The sequence below is a fragment of the Streptosporangium sp. NPDC001559 genome, from assembly GCF_042893955.1.
Taxonomy (GTDB): Bacteria; Actinomycetota; Actinomycetes; order Streptosporangiales; family Streptosporangiaceae; genus Streptosporangium.
In genome coordinates, this window is the sequence record NZ_JBIAVG010000026.1 from 1 (window position 1) to 13,409 (window position 13,409).

The following is a 13,409-nucleotide window of genomic DNA, read 5'->3' on the forward strand; positions in this document are numbered from 1 at the left end:
GCGGCATACGAGAGCGAGGCGTACCAGAAGGCGCTGGTCGCCCTCCCCGACGGCGTCGAGCGCGACTTCCGCATCGTCGAAGGCATCGACTGACCACACCCGCCCTCGCCCGGGGCGAACCGCTTCCCACGCGACAGATCGGTCCAGCGAACACCAGGCGTCGATGACCGGGGCGCAGTGTGCCCCGCCGGGGCTGCTCAGAGTCTGACTTCGAGGGGTTTCGACCTGCGGTTCCTCCGTCGCCGAAGTAGCCCGGGGTGCGCCGGGATGGCGCACGCGGCGTCCGGCTCTCTCGCGAAGCGGTCGGCCACGCCGTCGCGACCCTCACGAATCCGGATCAGCACCGGCCGTGCACGACCACGTACGCCCGACGATCACGGAAAGATCCGTTGAACGGGTGTACCTGGTCGCACGGGTCCTACCGGGACTCCCATTCGCGCCGCAGGATCGCGTAGACGAACTCGTCCGTCCACTCCCCCTTGAACAGCTCGTTCTCCACCAGGTGGGCCTCACGGCGCATGCCGACGCGCTCCAGCACCCGGGCGGACGCCTCGTTGCGGGTGTCGAGACGGCCGATGATCCGGCGCAGGCCCAGGCCGTCGAAGCCGAGTTCGAGCAGGGCCATGACCGTCTCGGTCGCGTATCCCCTGCCGTGGTGGGCGGGGTGGAAGACGTAGCCGACCTCTCCGCAGCGATGCTGTTCGCTCACCCAGAAGAGCATGGCGTCGCCGATCAGCTCGCCGGTCCCGGCCACCTCGACCGCGACGGTGAGCGGTTGGTTCTCCTCGGTCAGCGTCGTCTGCCCGATCCTGGCCTCCAGCGCCTTGGCGGTCTTCTCCAGGTCACCCGGCTCCCAGGGCACGTACCGTGCGACCTCGGGCAGCGATCGGATGGCGTGCAGGCCCTCCAGGTCGTCGTGGGTGAAGGGGCGCAGGATCAGGCGGGCGGTGCGAATGGGAAAGGCGGGGGAGAAAGGCTTCGGCATCCGGACAGAGTAGGGCACCCGCCCCGCGGCGGGCGACGGTTTTTCCTCCCGGCGTTTCCGCTGTTCAGACGCCCTCTCCGGGCTCCTCCCCGGGGCCGTACAGGTCGCGGAGCCCGGTGGCCGTCTCGGTCATCATGGCGCGTAGCTCGGGCGGTTCGAGCACCTCGACGTCCGCGCCCATTCGCAGCAGCAGCCAGTGGGCGTGCCTGGTCGACTCGGTCGGCAGGAGCAGGGTGGTCCAGCCCCGCTCGTCCGGCGGTTCCGCCTCGGCCAGGGCGGTGTCGACGATCTCGGCGCCGACGGCGTAACGGAGCATCTTCGTCGCGTCCGGCGCGACCCGCACCAGGGCGTGCCCGGTGTGCATACGGGCACGGAACCCGGCCGAGTAGTCCCTCCAGAACGCGGACAGGTCGAAGCCCTCCGGCCGTTCGAAGCGGCCGTCGAGGATCTCGGCGGTCACGATCCGCGACACGCGGTAGGTGCGCGGGCCTCCCCCGTCGGCCGCCGCCACGAGGTACCACGTCCCGCCCTTGAGCACCAGGCCGTACGGCTGGGCCAGCCGTTCGACCTCGCGAGGCCCCCAGCGCCGGTAGGTCATGCGGATCGGCCGCTGTTCCCAGACCGCCTCCGCGACGTCGGCCAGGAAAGGGGTCTCGTCGGCGTCGCGGTACCACCCCGGGACGTCCATGTGGAAGCGCTCGCGCATCCGGGTGGCGTGGGAGCGCGGCTCCGGCGGCAGTGCGGCGAGCAGCTTCAGCTCGGCGTTCGCCGCGAGCTCCCCCAGGCCCAGTTCCGCCGCGGGCCCCGGCAGCGCCGCGAGGAACAGCGAGGAGGCCTCCTCCGCGGTCAGGCCGTTGAGGCGGGTGCGGTAGCCGTCCAGCAGCTGGTATCCCCCGGCGGGTCCCCGGTCGGCGTAGACCGGCACACCGGCCGACGACAGCGCCTCGACGTCCCGGTAGACCGTGCGGATCGAGACCTCGAGCTCTCCCGAGAGCTCGGTGGCCGTCATCCGCCCCCGGGTCTGCAGAAGCAGCAGCAGTGACAGCAGACGACTCGCACGCATGCGCACCATTGTCCCGCAGCCGTCCCACAGGCTCTCCAGGGCCGGCGCCCCTCCCCCACATGTACGGCGAGGACGACCCGCCGGGGCTCACGGCCGGCGTTCGCGCTGCCTGCGGTACGCGGTGAGCATCTGGTTTCCGACGTCGACATAACCTTCGAACAGGCCGATCACGTCCTGGAGCCTCCGGCGCGCGGGACCGGGGCCGACCAGGTCCTCTCCTTCTCTCAGGGCGGCGATCAGGGTCCCGGCGCGCGCGTGACTGGCCTCCAGCAGGGACGCGATTCCACCGGCGGCCTCGACCAGGAGCCTGCGGCTTCCCGGCTGGGGAATGGTCCTGGCCAGCCCCCAGGAGTCCAGCTGGCGCACCGCGGTGCTCACCGACCCCTTGCTCAGCGAGAGTTCGGCGGCGATCGCGTCCAGGGACTGTGGCTCCTCGCTCACCAGGAGCAGCCCGTAGACGCGGCCGGTGGCGTGCGGCAGGTTCCAGGAGGCCAGCAGGTCGCCCACCGAGACGGTGAACGAGTCGCGCTTGTCGGCGTCCATCACCGCTCCCGACGGGTCAGCGTGGTGAGGAACGTCTCGATCGCCGCGTTGACGGCTCGCGGGTTGTCCTGGGTGGACATGTGGCCCGCGTCGGGGATGACGACCTCTTCGACGCCTTCGGCCCGGGCCCATCCGGGCATGGCCGAGGCGATGTTGCCGGTCCGGTCATGCCGGCCGCGGATCAGGCACAGCGGAACGGGCGTGCGATAGCCGGGATCGGGGACGACAAGCTCCACGGCGGCCTTCCACACCTGGACGAAGTCCTCCTTGGGCATCTGGGAGAAGGCGCGCCGGGCGTCCGCCCGGGCGTCCGGTGTGACCGCGGAGGCGTTGGCCATCAGCTCCGGGAGACGCCTGGCCGGAAGCGCCAGCAACATCGGCGCGGCCATCTTGAGCAGCATGCGTTCACCCCAGGACAGCGGCCCGGTGTTCCACGTCGAGTCGATGACGATCAGGGCCCGGGCCAGGTGGCGGTCCCGCCGGACGAGGGCCTGGCCGAGGTTGCCGCCCAGGGACTGGCCCGCCAGCACGGGCCGGTCCAGCGCCAGGTGTTCGATGAGCGCGCGCAGGTCGGCCAGCGCCCGTTCCGCGGTGAACGGGCCGGCGGCCGGACGGGAAAGACCGTGGCCGCGCATGTCCCAGACGACGACGCGAAACCCCCGGGCGCGCAGATGTTCGGCCTGGGCGTCGAACATCACGTGGTCGGCCCCGGCGCCGTGTGTGAGGACCACCGGCACCCCTGCACCGCCGCTGTCGTCGTAACGCAGGTCACACCCGTCGAACGACAGCACATCGGCCATATTTAGCATGTACTAAATATAGCAAATATGGTGATGACTCCTGCGTCGGCCGCCCGACGAGGCCTCCGTTCCGACGAGCACACGGAAGGCGTCCCCAAGCGCCGCCGAGCCCCTTGACGCCGGCTCCCCGCCCGGGACCTCGTACGGCACGGCGGAGGAAATAACGACCGGCGAGGAGGTTGGGCACTTTCACAGCGGGCAAGGGCGAGGAATCAACCCGAGATCCCGACAAGGAGTCACAAATGCTCACATTGACGGACACCGCTGCCCAGGTGATCAGGGACCTCAGTTCTCAGATGGCGGAATCGGAGGACACCGGCGTCCGAATCGCCTCACAGGCGGACGGCACGGGCTCACTGACGCTGTCGGTCGTGAACGGCCCGGAGACGGACGACAAGGTGGTCGAGACGGACGGGGCCCGGATCTTCCTGGACCGGGCGGCCGCCGACATACTCGACGACAAGGCGCTGGACGCGGACATCGGTGAGGGAGGCTCCGTGGCCTTCCTCGTCACCGAGCAGAACCGCTGACCGCTTCCCGGCCGCCGGGAGGCGCGTCCTGACGGACGGGCCGCCTCCCGACGTTCCCCGGAAAAGGGGGTGCGGACCCGGGAGGGTCCGGGCGCACCGGGGAAGACCGCGACGGGACCGGGTGCCACACCCAGGCGTGGCACCCGGTCCGCGGACGCGGCGCCGGTCCCCGGCCGCCCGCGCGTCCCGCTGTGTCACCGGATGAGCGCCCGCCCTGGCACGGTGACTACGGGGTTCGCGCGGCGGACGGAGACCGCCGCCATGGCGGGACGGCTGACCGTCCCGCCCACCGGTCCGCGCTGCACCGGCCCCACGGTGCGCCGGCCGGAGTATCCGGCACCGGTGGCCGCGCGCACGCGGACACCGGTCATGACGGGCCGGTACGTCAGACGCGCTGCCACAGGGCGGGGACGTTCGGCGGCTCCCACCCGGGGTAGGCGGTGTGGCCCTGGATGCAGCGGTAGTTCGAGCCACCGTAGGAGACGACGTCTCCGGCGGCGTAGCTCGTGCCCGCGGCCCAGGTACCACCCGGGTTGCTGGTCGGGGTCGGGGTGCTGCTGTTGGTGGGGGTCGGCGTGGGAGTCTGCGGCGTGCCCGTGAAGTTGAGCACGAAGTCGTAGGTCGCCTCCTTGCCCGAACCGACCGTCCTGACGTTCATCAGCAGACGCGAGTCGTAGATGGTGTCCGTGTTGTTGCGGGGCTCACCGGGGAAGTACGTCTGGGTGGTCAGGATGCCCCTGCCGGGAGCCTGCACCTTCATGTGGATGTGACGGGTGCGGCCCGGGTACAGACCCGGCACGATCGTGGTCAGCTTGTAGAAACCCTGCGCGTTGGTGAACTGGTGACCGCGGAAGGTGTAGCCGGAGTTGTCGTAGTTACCGGCGTTGTCCGCCTGCCAGAAGTCCATCAGCGCGTTGGCGACCGGCTGGCAGGAGCGGTTGAACACGTAACCGCTCACGGTCAGCAGCGTTCCGGCACCGGTCAGCGTGTCACGCAGCGGGGAACCCGGCTTGAAGTACGGGCCCTCGGTCTGGGCGATCGTGGCGGCGTCGCCGTTGCCGCAGAACGGCGTCGGGTCGAGCAGCTTGCCCTCTTGCTTGGCGTCCCGAGCCAGGGCGGGCACCCCACCCATCAGCAGCGGGATCGGGGCACCTATGATGGCGGCCTTCAGCAGGGTCTTACGGCTGATGCCCCGGGTGTCATTCTCTTCGTCGAATTCCTCGACGGGGGTGTTCTCGGCGTCCACAATGGCCTCCTTGGCCTTCGGGGGGTCGTGCCTGGCCGCTCCTCCCGTCCGCGCACGGCGCCGACGAGGCCGGTGAGGGACCGGCGATGTGCGATGCCGCCACGGGCGGGCCGAACGAACCAGGCAGCCTGGACTGGACCAAAGCTGACACCGTGCGGGAGTGGGTTGAACCCCACAGTTTTCTATAACTTCACGCTATGCACCTTTTTCCAGTAAACGAGCAGGTCAAGGCGTTCGCAGATGGTTTTCATCTCACGACGCCCGATTTCGGCTACGGGAGAATTGCGGAAGCAGAGGGTCCGTAATACCATGCCGAACCGCTCGCTCTCCCCTGCCTTCTGGCCGCATACAAGGTGTTACGCCTGGAGAGCACACTCTAGACCGTTCCATCCTTCTTTTCCGCGATCTCGCGACCCTCGCGAACACGAGGAGGAGCCGGGGGGATCACCCGAAGTGATGGCCATCCGGGGACGGACAGCCCAGACGGGGCGACGAGGAGACAGACGGGACCGGTCCCCGCCGCGATCCGGCGGCCGGCGGATCGGACGGTCCGCCGCCCTCCCGGGCACCGTCGCCGGGGACCTGCACGACCCTTCCGATCCGGACAGGAAAACGGCGGCCCGCGCACTCCCCAAACGGGATATTGACGCCCCCCAAGACCCGGTTTATCTTTTCTTTAAAGAAACTTTCCTAACCATAAGTACGCTGACCTGCGACATCATCCTCATCTAATCGCCTTCGACGGCGACTTCGGCGCGCCCCGCCCGGGGGCCGCCTTCTTGCCCGCCCAGGAGGGCCGCGACCCCGGCGCGGACCGGAAAGGCGGGCGGCACACCTGACGCCCACCCCCCAGGAGTCACACATGAACGCCAGAAGCCGGGTCTCGGCCGTCTGCGCCACCGCGCTGCTGACCGCCACGATGGTGACCGGTACCGCGACGAGCGCCTCGGCGTCCCCAACGGGTTGCAGCTACCAGATCAACGGCCAGACGGCCAGCAGCTACTGCTCGGGCGGCACGGGCGAGCACCGTGTCTTCGTCCTGCAGAAGCACTTCCTCGCGGAGGTCGGATACATCCCGATCTACAGCGAATGGGCCCCGGCGGGCACGACCTCCTCGACCTGGATCACCGCACACCAGATCGTCTCCGTCCAGGTCCAGACACGCTGAACACCCTCCTTCCGTACGGCCCGCGCCCGCCGGCGGGGCCGTACGGAAGGGGATAGCGAGAACGGATACTTGGTCCTGATAAGCCATCCTGAGTGGTAATTCCACCAGTATGATCAACGCGCTGGCCTTCGCCGACGGAGGAGTCGCGGTGACCAAGTTGGAACGTGTTCCCCCGGGGGTCGATCCGACCGTGCCCAGCTCGGCGCGGGTCTACGACTACCTGCTGGGGGGCAAGGACAACCTCGCGGTCGACCGGACCTTCGCCGAACGACTGCTCACGGTCGCCCCCGACGCCAGGACGACGGCCAGGGCCAACCGCGACTTCCTGGTCAGGGCGGTCCAGGTCATGGCCGAACAGGGTGTCCGGCAGTTCATCGACCTGGGGACCGGCATCCCGACCTCCCCCAGCGTGCACGAGATCGCGCACGCGGCCGACCCGTCGGCCACCGTGGTCTACGTCGACTACGACCCCGTCGTACGGCTGCACGCCGAGGTGCTGCTGGCCGGAGGCAAGAACGTGACGAGCGTCCAGGCCGACGTCCGCAGGCCCGGCGACATCGTCGAGGACCCCGAGGTCACCCGGCTGATCGACTTCTCCGAGCCGGTCGGCCTGGTCATGGTCGCGGTGCTGCACTTCGTCACCGACGAGGAGGACCCGGAGGGTCTCGTCGAGGAGTTCGCCCGGCGGGTGGCGCCGGGCAGCCATCTCGCGCTCTCACACGTCATGGCCGAGAGCGCGCCCACCGCGCGGGCACAGCTGTCCTCGGGGACGGCGAACACCCCCATGCAGGTGACCTTCCGCCCGCACGAGCGGGTCCGCGCGCTCTTCGGCCCGTTCGACCTGCTCGCCCCGGGGCTGGTGCCCGTACAGGACTGGCGCTCCGACGACGACGGGCTGCCGCCGCTGCCCGGAGGGGGACCGTCCAGAATCAGAGTTGACGGAGGGCTCGGCCGTCTGGCGGGGCCCGTGAACAGCGGAGGTGCCCGATGAGAGTCGCCGTCGTCGGAGGGGGACTCGGCGGGCTGACCACCGCCCTGCTGCTGAGCCGGGCGGGCGTCGAGGTGACCGTCTACGAGCAGAGCGGTGAGCTGCGCGAGGTCGGCGCGGGCATCATCGTCGCCCCCAACATGGTGCGCCCCCTGGTCAGGGCCGGGCTCGGTGAACGGCTGGCCGAGTTCGCCGTACGCCTTGAGACCGCCTGGGAGATGCGTCGCTGGCAGGACGGCAGCGTACTGTTCGCCCAGCGGATGGGGGCGGAGTGCCGCAGGCTGTACGGCGTCGACTGCTACGTCGCGCACCGGGCCGACCTGCTGGCCATGCTGGCCGAGGCGCTGCCCGAGGAGATCGTACGGCTCGACCGGCGGCTGACCGGCCTGCGGCAGGACGAGCGGGAGGTCGAGCTGACCCTCACCGACTCCGCGGGCCGGGAGAGCACGGCCGTCGCGGACGTGGTCGTCGGCGCCGACGGAATCCACTCCACGGTACGGCCCACGGTCGTGACCGAGGCGGCGCCGCGTTTCTCCGGGCTGTGCGCCTACCGGTGCCTGGTCCCCGCCGACGCCGCCCCCTCCCTGATGACCAGGCCGTCCCAGACGATCTGGCTCGGACCGGGCAGGCACTTCGTGCACTACCCGGTCAGCCGGGGACGGCTGGTCAACGTCGTCGCGGTCGTGCCCGCCGGCGAGTGGCGCATCGAGTCGTGGACGACGGACGGCCGGCTTGAGGACCTGGCCCGGGAGTTCGAGACGTGGGACCCCCGGCTCGGGGAACTGATCGCCGCCGCGTCGGAGACCAAGCGCTGGGCCATGTACGACCGCAGCCCCCTCGATCGCTGGACCGACGGGCGGGTGACCCTGCTCGGGGACGCCGCCCACGCGATGCTGCCCTTCCTCGGTCAGGGGGCCTGCCAGGCGGTCGAGGACGCCACGGTCCTGGCCGGATGCCTGCGGGAGGCGACGCCGGAGACCGCGGCGCGGGCGCTGCTGCGCTACGAGGAGATCCGCAAGCCGAGAGCCTCCCAGGTACAGCTCGGCAGCCGGGGGCGCGAGGTGGTCAACCACCTGCCCGACGGCCCCGAGCAGCGCAGACGCGACGAGGGTCTCGCCAATGGCGACCCGCTGCGGCAGAACGCCTGGCTGTACGGCCACGAGGTCGAGGCCGAACTGGTGCACTGACCCGGTGCGCCGACGCCCGGCAGCGGCAAGGGGGACGGCCCTGCGGCCGTCCCCCTTCCTTTCCGCTCCGTCCCGCAGCCCGCTCAGCCGGTGACCTCGACGCCCTTCCAGAAGGCCACCCGTCCCCTGATCTGGGCGGCCTCCTCCTTCGGGTCCGCGTAGTACCAGGCGGCGTCGGGGTTCTCCGCCCCCTCGACGTGCAGCGTGTAGTAGTTCGCCGTGCCCTTCCAGCCGCAGACGGTGGTGGTCTCCGACGGCCTGAGGTACTCGGAGGAGACGGACTCGATCGGGAAGTAGTGGTTGCCCTCCACGATCACCGTCTCGTCGCTTTCCGCGATGATCTCGCCGTTCCAGCGCGCAGTAGCCATGGGCCAAGGTTCGCACACGGCCCCTGCGACGGATCGCGCAGGCCTCGGCCCCCGGCCCTCAGTGCCGGAACAGGTCCAGCAGCTCCTCGCCCCTGCGGGTACGGACGATCCACACCTCACGGCCCCGCCGTTCGCGGCTGACCAGGCCCGCCGCGACCAGCCGCTCACAGTGGTAGGTGATCGCGCTGGGCACCATCCCCGCCCCGGCGGCCAGGGCGCTCATCGTGGCGGGCTGGTCCAGGGTGTGCAGCAGTGCCGCGCGCACCGGCCCGATCAGCGCCGCCAGCTCGTCGGCCGCCCGGGGGTTGGGCCCGTGCCACAGTGACTCGGCTCCGGGGACCGGGTAGGCGATCCACACCACCTCGGGGTGGTCCAGCTTCACGATCACGGCGTCACGCCCGGCCAGCATCGGCACCAGGATCATCCTGCGGTCGCCGAGGTCGTACCGGCTCGGCTCCAGGTCCGCGATCAGCAGCCCGTCCTCGCCGTACTGGATCCGCTCGCTCAGGGAGCTCAGCAGCACGTCGAGGCCGCCCCTGACGACGGCGGTGCCGACCCGCTCGACCTCCCGGTCCAGCAGGGACGAGGCCCGCGCCCACACCGGCCCCGTCGCGTCCCACACGTCCCCGAGCGCCGCCGCGTACCCCGCCAGCCAGCGTTTCGGCCGGTCGGCGGCCCAGCGCCAGTGCTCGGGCACCCCCTGCTCGCCGAAGGCCTGTTCGAGGTCGGCCGTCAGCTGCTCCTCGGGCACCGCGCGCAGCAGCTCGGCCTGTGAGGCGACGGAGAATCCCTCGATCGGGGTCTGGGGCACCACGCTGTCAGGGACGACCGAGTATCCCGGCGCGCCGAGCGGCCTGACCGCCTCCCGCGCCTGCGGGCCGACCGACTCCTGGATCACCCGCCGCCACCGCTCGGGCAGCCCCCTCCGTCTGCCCGCCAGCGCGTCGGCGATCACCGCCAGAGCCGTCAGATTCGGTGAGATCGACACCGAGACCCTCGGCGCCGAGGAAACCCGCAGTTCGCTCCACACCCGTGTCCCCGTATCCGCCCCCACCCGGGCAACCCTAGTGACCGACCCTCGGAAACGACGACATTTCACTAAAGCTGGAAACTTCGGTAAACCGGTCGCGCGGAGGGACTCCCTGCCGGGGTTCGAACGGCGGCCGGGCGGCTCAACGAGCGGCTCACGGGTGAGAGGAGCCGGCGCGGGGGCAGGGACGGGAGATGACACACGCCATCCACCGGACGGCCCGCCCCGGCCGGATTCTGGTCGGTACGGCCTCCTGGACGGACAGGTCGCTGCTGGAGTCGGGCTGGTACCCCGAGGAGGCCTCGACCCCGGCCGCGCGGCTGGCCTGGTACGCCTCGCGGTTCCCGATCGTGGAGGTCGACTCCACCTACTACCACCCTCCGTCGCTACGGACCGTGCAGGCCTGGCGGGACCGCACTCCGGCGGGCTTCGTCTTCAACGTCAAGGCGTTCTCCCTGCTCACCGGTCATCCGACCCGCCCCGAGGCGCTCTACAAGGACCTGCGGGACACACTCGGCGAGACACCGGAGCGCCTCTATCTGGACGGCGTCGGCCCGCACGTCGCCGAGGAGGTCTGGCGGCGCTTCCTCGGCACGCTCACCCCGCTGCACGAGGCGGGCAAGCTGGGCGCCCTGCTGTTCCAGTTCCCGCCGTGGCTGCCCGCCGGGGAGCACGGCAGGCGGCGCGTCCTCGAATGCGCCCGCCGATGCGCGCCGATGCGGATCTGTGTCGAGTTCCGCAACCGGACCTGGATGGAGGGGGCCGGCCGCGCCGCGACCCTGGACTTCCTCGCCGAGCACGACATCCCCTACGTGTGCGTCGACATGCCCCAGGGCCATCCCTCCTCGATCCCGCCGGTGACGGCCGTGACCTCCGACCTCGCCGTGGTCCGCCTGCACGGCCACTCGTCGCGGTGGGTGGGCGGGAACGTCGAGGAGCGTTTCTCCTACCGGTACACCGAGACCGAGCTCAGGGGGTGGGCCTCCCGGATCCTCGCGCTCTCCCGGAGCGCGGAGACGACCCACGTGATCACCAACGTCTGCTGCGGTGACACCTCGCAGCGCACCGCCGCCCGGCTGGCCGCCCTGATCGAGGAGTCACGGGAGGCCGAGGACGCCGCGCCTTCCTCCCGCGCCGGGGTCCTCACCCATCCCGCCGCGCGGCGCCGCCCCCACTGAGGGGTACGGCCCCGTTCCCGTGATCCGTCACCTGGCCCCGCGTCTGGGCGCCGTCATCGCCGCCCTGCGCTCGTCGGGACTCGTCCCGCCCCACACCCCGTACATCTGGTGGGTGTTCAGGGCGTACTCCAGGCAGCGGTGCTGCACCGGACAGCGGCGGCACACGGCCTTGGCCTGTTCGTACTGCTCCCGCCCCGGTCCCTCCATGGAGACGGGGAAGAAGAGCTCGGGGTCCTCGGTGAGACAGAGAGAACGGCGCGACCAATGGATGATGGGGATGACGTTGCCCTGAAGAGACATAGGCGATCCAATGACGGTGAGGAAGCTCGACGGTTGGCGGCTCGGCTTCTGGATCGCGTGCCCGCAGGAAGTACATTCATACCTTTTCGGGGGAAAAATCGGGGCGTCTTGACCTCGGATTTCCCTGAGAAGCCGCCCGTCAGGGGCACGATCTCCGAACCTCCGCGCTCCCCCGCCCGCCGATGACGGCCGCCGGGGGCCGGTACCCCTCCCGGATCACCCGCCGGACATCCTCCGGCCGCCCGCCGGGCCCGCCCGCACGACCACGACACGGCCATGACATGGATATGGCACAGGTCACGTTCCACCCGCCTCCCAGCCGAAGCGGGCCACGATCTCCGGCCTCACACGGCACGCGGGGCTCCGCCTGACGCGACCCACGTGGTCGATCTCGCCGGAAGTGTCGGGAAATATCCATGCACCAATTCCCGCGAAGGGCTCATTTGTCGCGCTTTTACGACATGTCAGCACCAGATACACCGGAGGCAGAAAAAAGCGCCATCGATGACATATCACTGTCATCCCTAAAGGACCAAAACGATCATATTCTATTTTTTGAGATAAACCCTCAGTACTTTACTTTCCAGTTGCTCGACAACGTTGAAATCCAGACCCTCGATGCACAATCATTGTCCCTGGCGATCCGCAGGGAGCCGAAAGGCACTCACGCTGATTCGCCCAGAATTTCCCATTAGTCTCCATGGAGGAATACCATGATCCGTCGCGTTATCGTCGGCGCGGCCGTCGCAAGCGCCCTGGCTGTCGCCGCCATGACGCAGGCCACCGCGGCCTCTGCTGCTACCGACCCCTTCCCGTCGCCCTACCACGTGCCGCCGTTCCACGTCGGCCACGACCAGGACGTCGACGTCACCAGCAGCGAGACCACCTGCTCCACCAACAACCAGGGTCTCGGCCTGCTCCTGGGCCTCGGCCTCGGCCTGAACCTGTGCGACGTCAACATCCCCATCCTCAGCCCTAGCAGCAACAACAACTAGGCGCCTGTGACGGCCGCTCATGTGCACAGCGGGCACCGTCATAGAGGCACGAGGATTCTCACGTAGCACCAACCCCTGACGCGAAGAGTGACTGGCCAGCGCTTTTCTCGTCAGGGGTTTTTCATGCCCCAAGCACGACAAACCGGGCGTGACACACCTTTTCATCTCACTTCTCAAACTTGAGACTTGACGGGCATGCCACACCAAAAGGCAATAGCCCGGTTTTCCTCGCAATTCCCGCCCAGTCCGTAAATCACCGACGAGCCCTCCCCTTTCCATCCGGCCGCGGCCCGGGAAAGACCTCGAACGAGGCGGGGCGGACCCCTCAGGGCACGGTCTGTATGGTCATGGCCATGACCCTGCGCGTGGTGATCGCCGACGACGAGGACCTGACCCGCACGGGACTGCGGATCATCATCGACTCCGAACCCGGGCTCACCGTGGTCGGCGAGGCGGCCGACGGCGCCGGGGCCCTGACCGCCGCACGCGAACTGCGCCCCGACGTGGTGCTCGTGGACGTGCGGATGCCCGCGGTGGACGGCGTCCAGGCGATCCGGCACCTGCTCTCCCTGCCCGAACCCCCCAAGATCATCGTGATCGCCGCCTTCGGCAACGACGACCTCGTCTACGAGGCGCTGCGATCCGGGGTGAGCGGCTTCCTGCTCAGACGGACCCGCCCCGACGAACTCGTCCAGGCGATCAGGACCGTGGCCGTCGGAGACTGCCTGCTCTTCCCCTCCGCCGTGCGCACCCTCGCCGCCCTGCACGGCGACGGCAGGACCGTCCCCGGCATCGGCAGGCTCACCGAACGCGAGGCGGACGTACTGCGCCTGATGGCACGCGGCCTGTCGAACGGCGAGATCGCCGTGGAACTGGCCGTCGGCACGGACGTGATCAGGACGCACGTGAGCGGCGTGCTGTCCAAACTCGGCGCCCGCGAACGCCCCCAGGCCGTCATCGCCGCCTACGAGTCGGGCTTCGTCTCCCCCAGATGACACCGCGAACTCCGTGAGCCACCCGGGCGGGAC

At 69.8% G+C, this 13,409-nt stretch carries 16 protein-coding genes; 7 read left to right on the forward strand and 9 right to left on the reverse strand.

Translation table 11 applies throughout. The features are described 5' to 3' along the window. Positions 1-418 precede the first annotated feature (418 nt). The 4 genes from ACFYY8_RS38780 to ACFYY8_RS38795 form a co-directional block, all read right to left on the reverse strand. Positions 419-985, reverse strand: coding sequence for a GNAT family N-acetyltransferase (locus ACFYY8_RS38780; RefSeq protein ID WP_390049981.1), 567 nt, complete (start codon positions 983-985; stop codon positions 419-421). Positions 986-1,049: 64 nt separating this feature from the next. Continuing rightward, entirely contained in the window at positions 1,050-2,048 is a 999-nt protein-coding gene (locus ACFYY8_RS38785; RefSeq protein ID WP_390049983.1) for a helix-turn-helix transcriptional regulator, read from the reverse strand. Between the two features lie 87 nt (positions 2,049-2,135). After that, the gene (locus ACFYY8_RS38790; RefSeq protein ID WP_390049985.1) at positions 2,136-2,591 is read right to left on the reverse strand and encodes a GbsR/MarR family transcriptional regulator; all 456 of its coding nucleotides are present in this window, start codon (positions 2,589-2,591) and stop codon (positions 2,136-2,138) included. Then, positions 2,591-3,391 (reverse strand): alpha/beta fold hydrolase, encoded by an 801-nt coding sequence (locus ACFYY8_RS38795; protein ID WP_390049987.1) that lies wholly within the window; start codon positions 3,389-3,391, stop codon positions 2,591-2,593. The genes ACFYY8_RS38790 and ACFYY8_RS38795 overlap by 1 nt, the downstream gene beginning before the upstream one ends. A 242-nt stretch (positions 3,392-3,633) precedes the next feature. Between ACFYY8_RS38795 and ACFYY8_RS38800 the strand changes: the two genes are divergently transcribed. Next, positions 3,634-3,921: a Fe-S cluster assembly protein HesB gene (locus ACFYY8_RS38800; RefSeq protein WP_390049989.1), complete on the forward strand. Its 288-nt coding sequence runs from the start codon at positions 3,634-3,636 to the stop codon at positions 3,919-3,921. Positions 3,922-4,115: 194 nt separating this feature from the next. On the opposite strand, the gene ACFYY8_RS38805 is transcribed toward ACFYY8_RS38800, so the two are convergent. Then, positions 4,116-4,292, reverse strand: a complete 177-nt coding sequence (locus ACFYY8_RS38805; protein WP_390049991.1) for a hypothetical protein — start codon at positions 4,290-4,292, stop codon at positions 4,116-4,118. Positions 4,293-4,306: 14 nt separating this feature from the next. Then, positions 4,307-5,167, reverse strand: a complete 861-nt coding sequence (locus ACFYY8_RS38810) for a carbohydrate-binding protein (RefSeq protein WP_390049993.1) — start codon at positions 5,165-5,167, stop codon at positions 4,307-4,309. Positions 5,168-6,029: 862 nt separating this feature from the next. On the opposite strand from ACFYY8_RS38810, the gene ACFYY8_RS38815 reads away from it, so the two are divergent. From ACFYY8_RS38815 to ACFYY8_RS38825, 3 genes are all read left to right on the forward strand, one after another. Continuing rightward, positions 6,030-6,335: a hypothetical protein gene (locus tag ACFYY8_RS38815; RefSeq protein WP_390049995.1), complete on the forward strand. Its 306-nt coding sequence runs from the start codon at positions 6,030-6,032 to the stop codon at positions 6,333-6,335. A gap of 148 nt (positions 6,336-6,483) precedes the next feature. Beyond that, positions 6,484-7,326, forward strand: a complete 843-nt coding sequence (locus ACFYY8_RS38820) for an SAM-dependent methyltransferase (protein ID WP_390049997.1) — start codon at positions 6,484-6,486, stop codon at positions 7,324-7,326. Further along, a complete protein-coding gene (locus ACFYY8_RS38825) occupies positions 7,323-8,510 on the forward strand; it encodes an FAD-dependent monooxygenase (RefSeq protein WP_390049999.1) in 1,188 nt (395 codons plus the stop codon). The genes ACFYY8_RS38820 and ACFYY8_RS38825 overlap by 4 nt, the downstream gene beginning before the upstream one ends. A gap of 83 nt (positions 8,511-8,593) precedes the next feature. On the opposite strand, the gene ACFYY8_RS38830 is transcribed toward ACFYY8_RS38825, so the two are convergent. After that, positions 8,594-8,878 (reverse strand): DUF427 domain-containing protein, encoded by a 285-nt coding sequence (locus tag ACFYY8_RS38830; RefSeq protein WP_352013287.1) that lies wholly within the window; start codon positions 8,876-8,878, stop codon positions 8,594-8,596. Between the two features lie 58 nt (positions 8,879-8,936). Then, the gene (locus ACFYY8_RS38835) at positions 8,937-9,932 is read right to left on the reverse strand and encodes an ArsR/SmtB family transcription factor (protein ID WP_390050001.1); all 996 of its coding nucleotides are present in this window, start codon (positions 9,930-9,932) and stop codon (positions 8,937-8,939) included. 170 nt (positions 9,933-10,102) lie between these two features. Between ACFYY8_RS38835 and ACFYY8_RS38840 the strand changes: the two genes are divergently transcribed. Then, a complete protein-coding gene (locus ACFYY8_RS38840; RefSeq protein ID WP_390050003.1) occupies positions 10,103-11,086 on the forward strand; it encodes a DUF72 domain-containing protein in 984 nt (327 codons plus the stop codon). A gap of 27 nt (positions 11,087-11,113) precedes the next feature. Here ACFYY8_RS38840 and ACFYY8_RS38845 read toward each other — a convergent pair whose 3' ends face one another. Continuing rightward, entirely contained in the window at positions 11,114-11,356 is a 243-nt protein-coding gene (locus ACFYY8_RS38845) for a WhiB family transcriptional regulator (protein ID WP_390050170.1), read from the reverse strand. A gap of 743 nt (positions 11,357-12,099) precedes the next feature. On the opposite strand from ACFYY8_RS38845, the gene ACFYY8_RS38850 reads away from it, so the two are divergent. Next, positions 12,100-12,381, forward strand: a complete 282-nt coding sequence (locus ACFYY8_RS38850) for a hypothetical protein (protein ID WP_352013283.1) — start codon at positions 12,100-12,102, stop codon at positions 12,379-12,381. A 353-nt stretch (positions 12,382-12,734) separates the two neighbouring features. Then, positions 12,735-13,376, forward strand: coding sequence for a response regulator (locus tag ACFYY8_RS38855; RefSeq protein WP_390050006.1), 642 nt, complete (start codon positions 12,735-12,737; stop codon positions 13,374-13,376). Positions 13,377-13,409 lie beyond the last annotated feature (33 nt).

Bases quoted from the DNA above. Each gene is read 5' to 3' on its own strand.
- ACFYY8_RS38780 (WP_390049981.1), bottom strand. From the start codon at position 985: ATGCCGAAGCCTTTCTCCCCCGCCTTTCCCATTCGCACCGCCCGCCTG.
- ACFYY8_RS38850 (WP_352013283.1), top strand. From the start codon at position 12,100: ATGATCCGTCGCGTTATCGTCGGCGCGGCCGTCGCAAGCGCCCTGGCT.
- ACFYY8_RS38795 (WP_390049987.1), bottom strand. From the start codon at position 3,391: ATGGCCGATGTGCTGTCGTTCGACGGGTGTGACCTGCGTTACGACGAC.
- ACFYY8_RS38805 (WP_390049991.1), bottom strand. From the start codon at position 4,292: ATGACCGGTGTCCGCGTGCGCGCGGCCACCGGTGCCGGATACTCCGGC.
- ACFYY8_RS38855 (WP_390050006.1), top strand. From the start codon at position 12,735: ATGACCCTGCGCGTGGTGATCGCCGACGACGAGGACCTGACCCGCACG.
- ACFYY8_RS38830 (WP_352013287.1), bottom strand. From the start codon at position 8,878: ATGGCTACTGCGCGCTGGAACGGCGAGATCATCGCGGAAAGCGACGAG.
- ACFYY8_RS38840 (WP_390050003.1), top strand. From the start codon at position 10,103: ATGACACACGCCATCCACCGGACGGCCCGCCCCGGCCGGATTCTGGTC.
- ACFYY8_RS38800 (WP_390049989.1), top strand. From the start codon at position 3,634: ATGCTCACATTGACGGACACCGCTGCCCAGGTGATCAGGGACCTCAGT.
- ACFYY8_RS38825 (WP_390049999.1), top strand. From the start codon at position 7,323: ATGAGAGTCGCCGTCGTCGGAGGGGGACTCGGCGGGCTGACCACCGCC.
- ACFYY8_RS38790 (WP_390049985.1), bottom strand. From the start codon at position 2,591: ATGGACGCCGACAAGCGCGACTCGTTCACCGTCTCGGTGGGCGACCTG.
- ACFYY8_RS38815 (WP_390049995.1), top strand. From the start codon at position 6,030: ATGAACGCCAGAAGCCGGGTCTCGGCCGTCTGCGCCACCGCGCTGCTG.
- ACFYY8_RS38785 (WP_390049983.1), bottom strand. From the start codon at position 2,048: ATGCGTGCGAGTCGTCTGCTGTCACTGCTGCTGCTTCTGCAGACCCGG.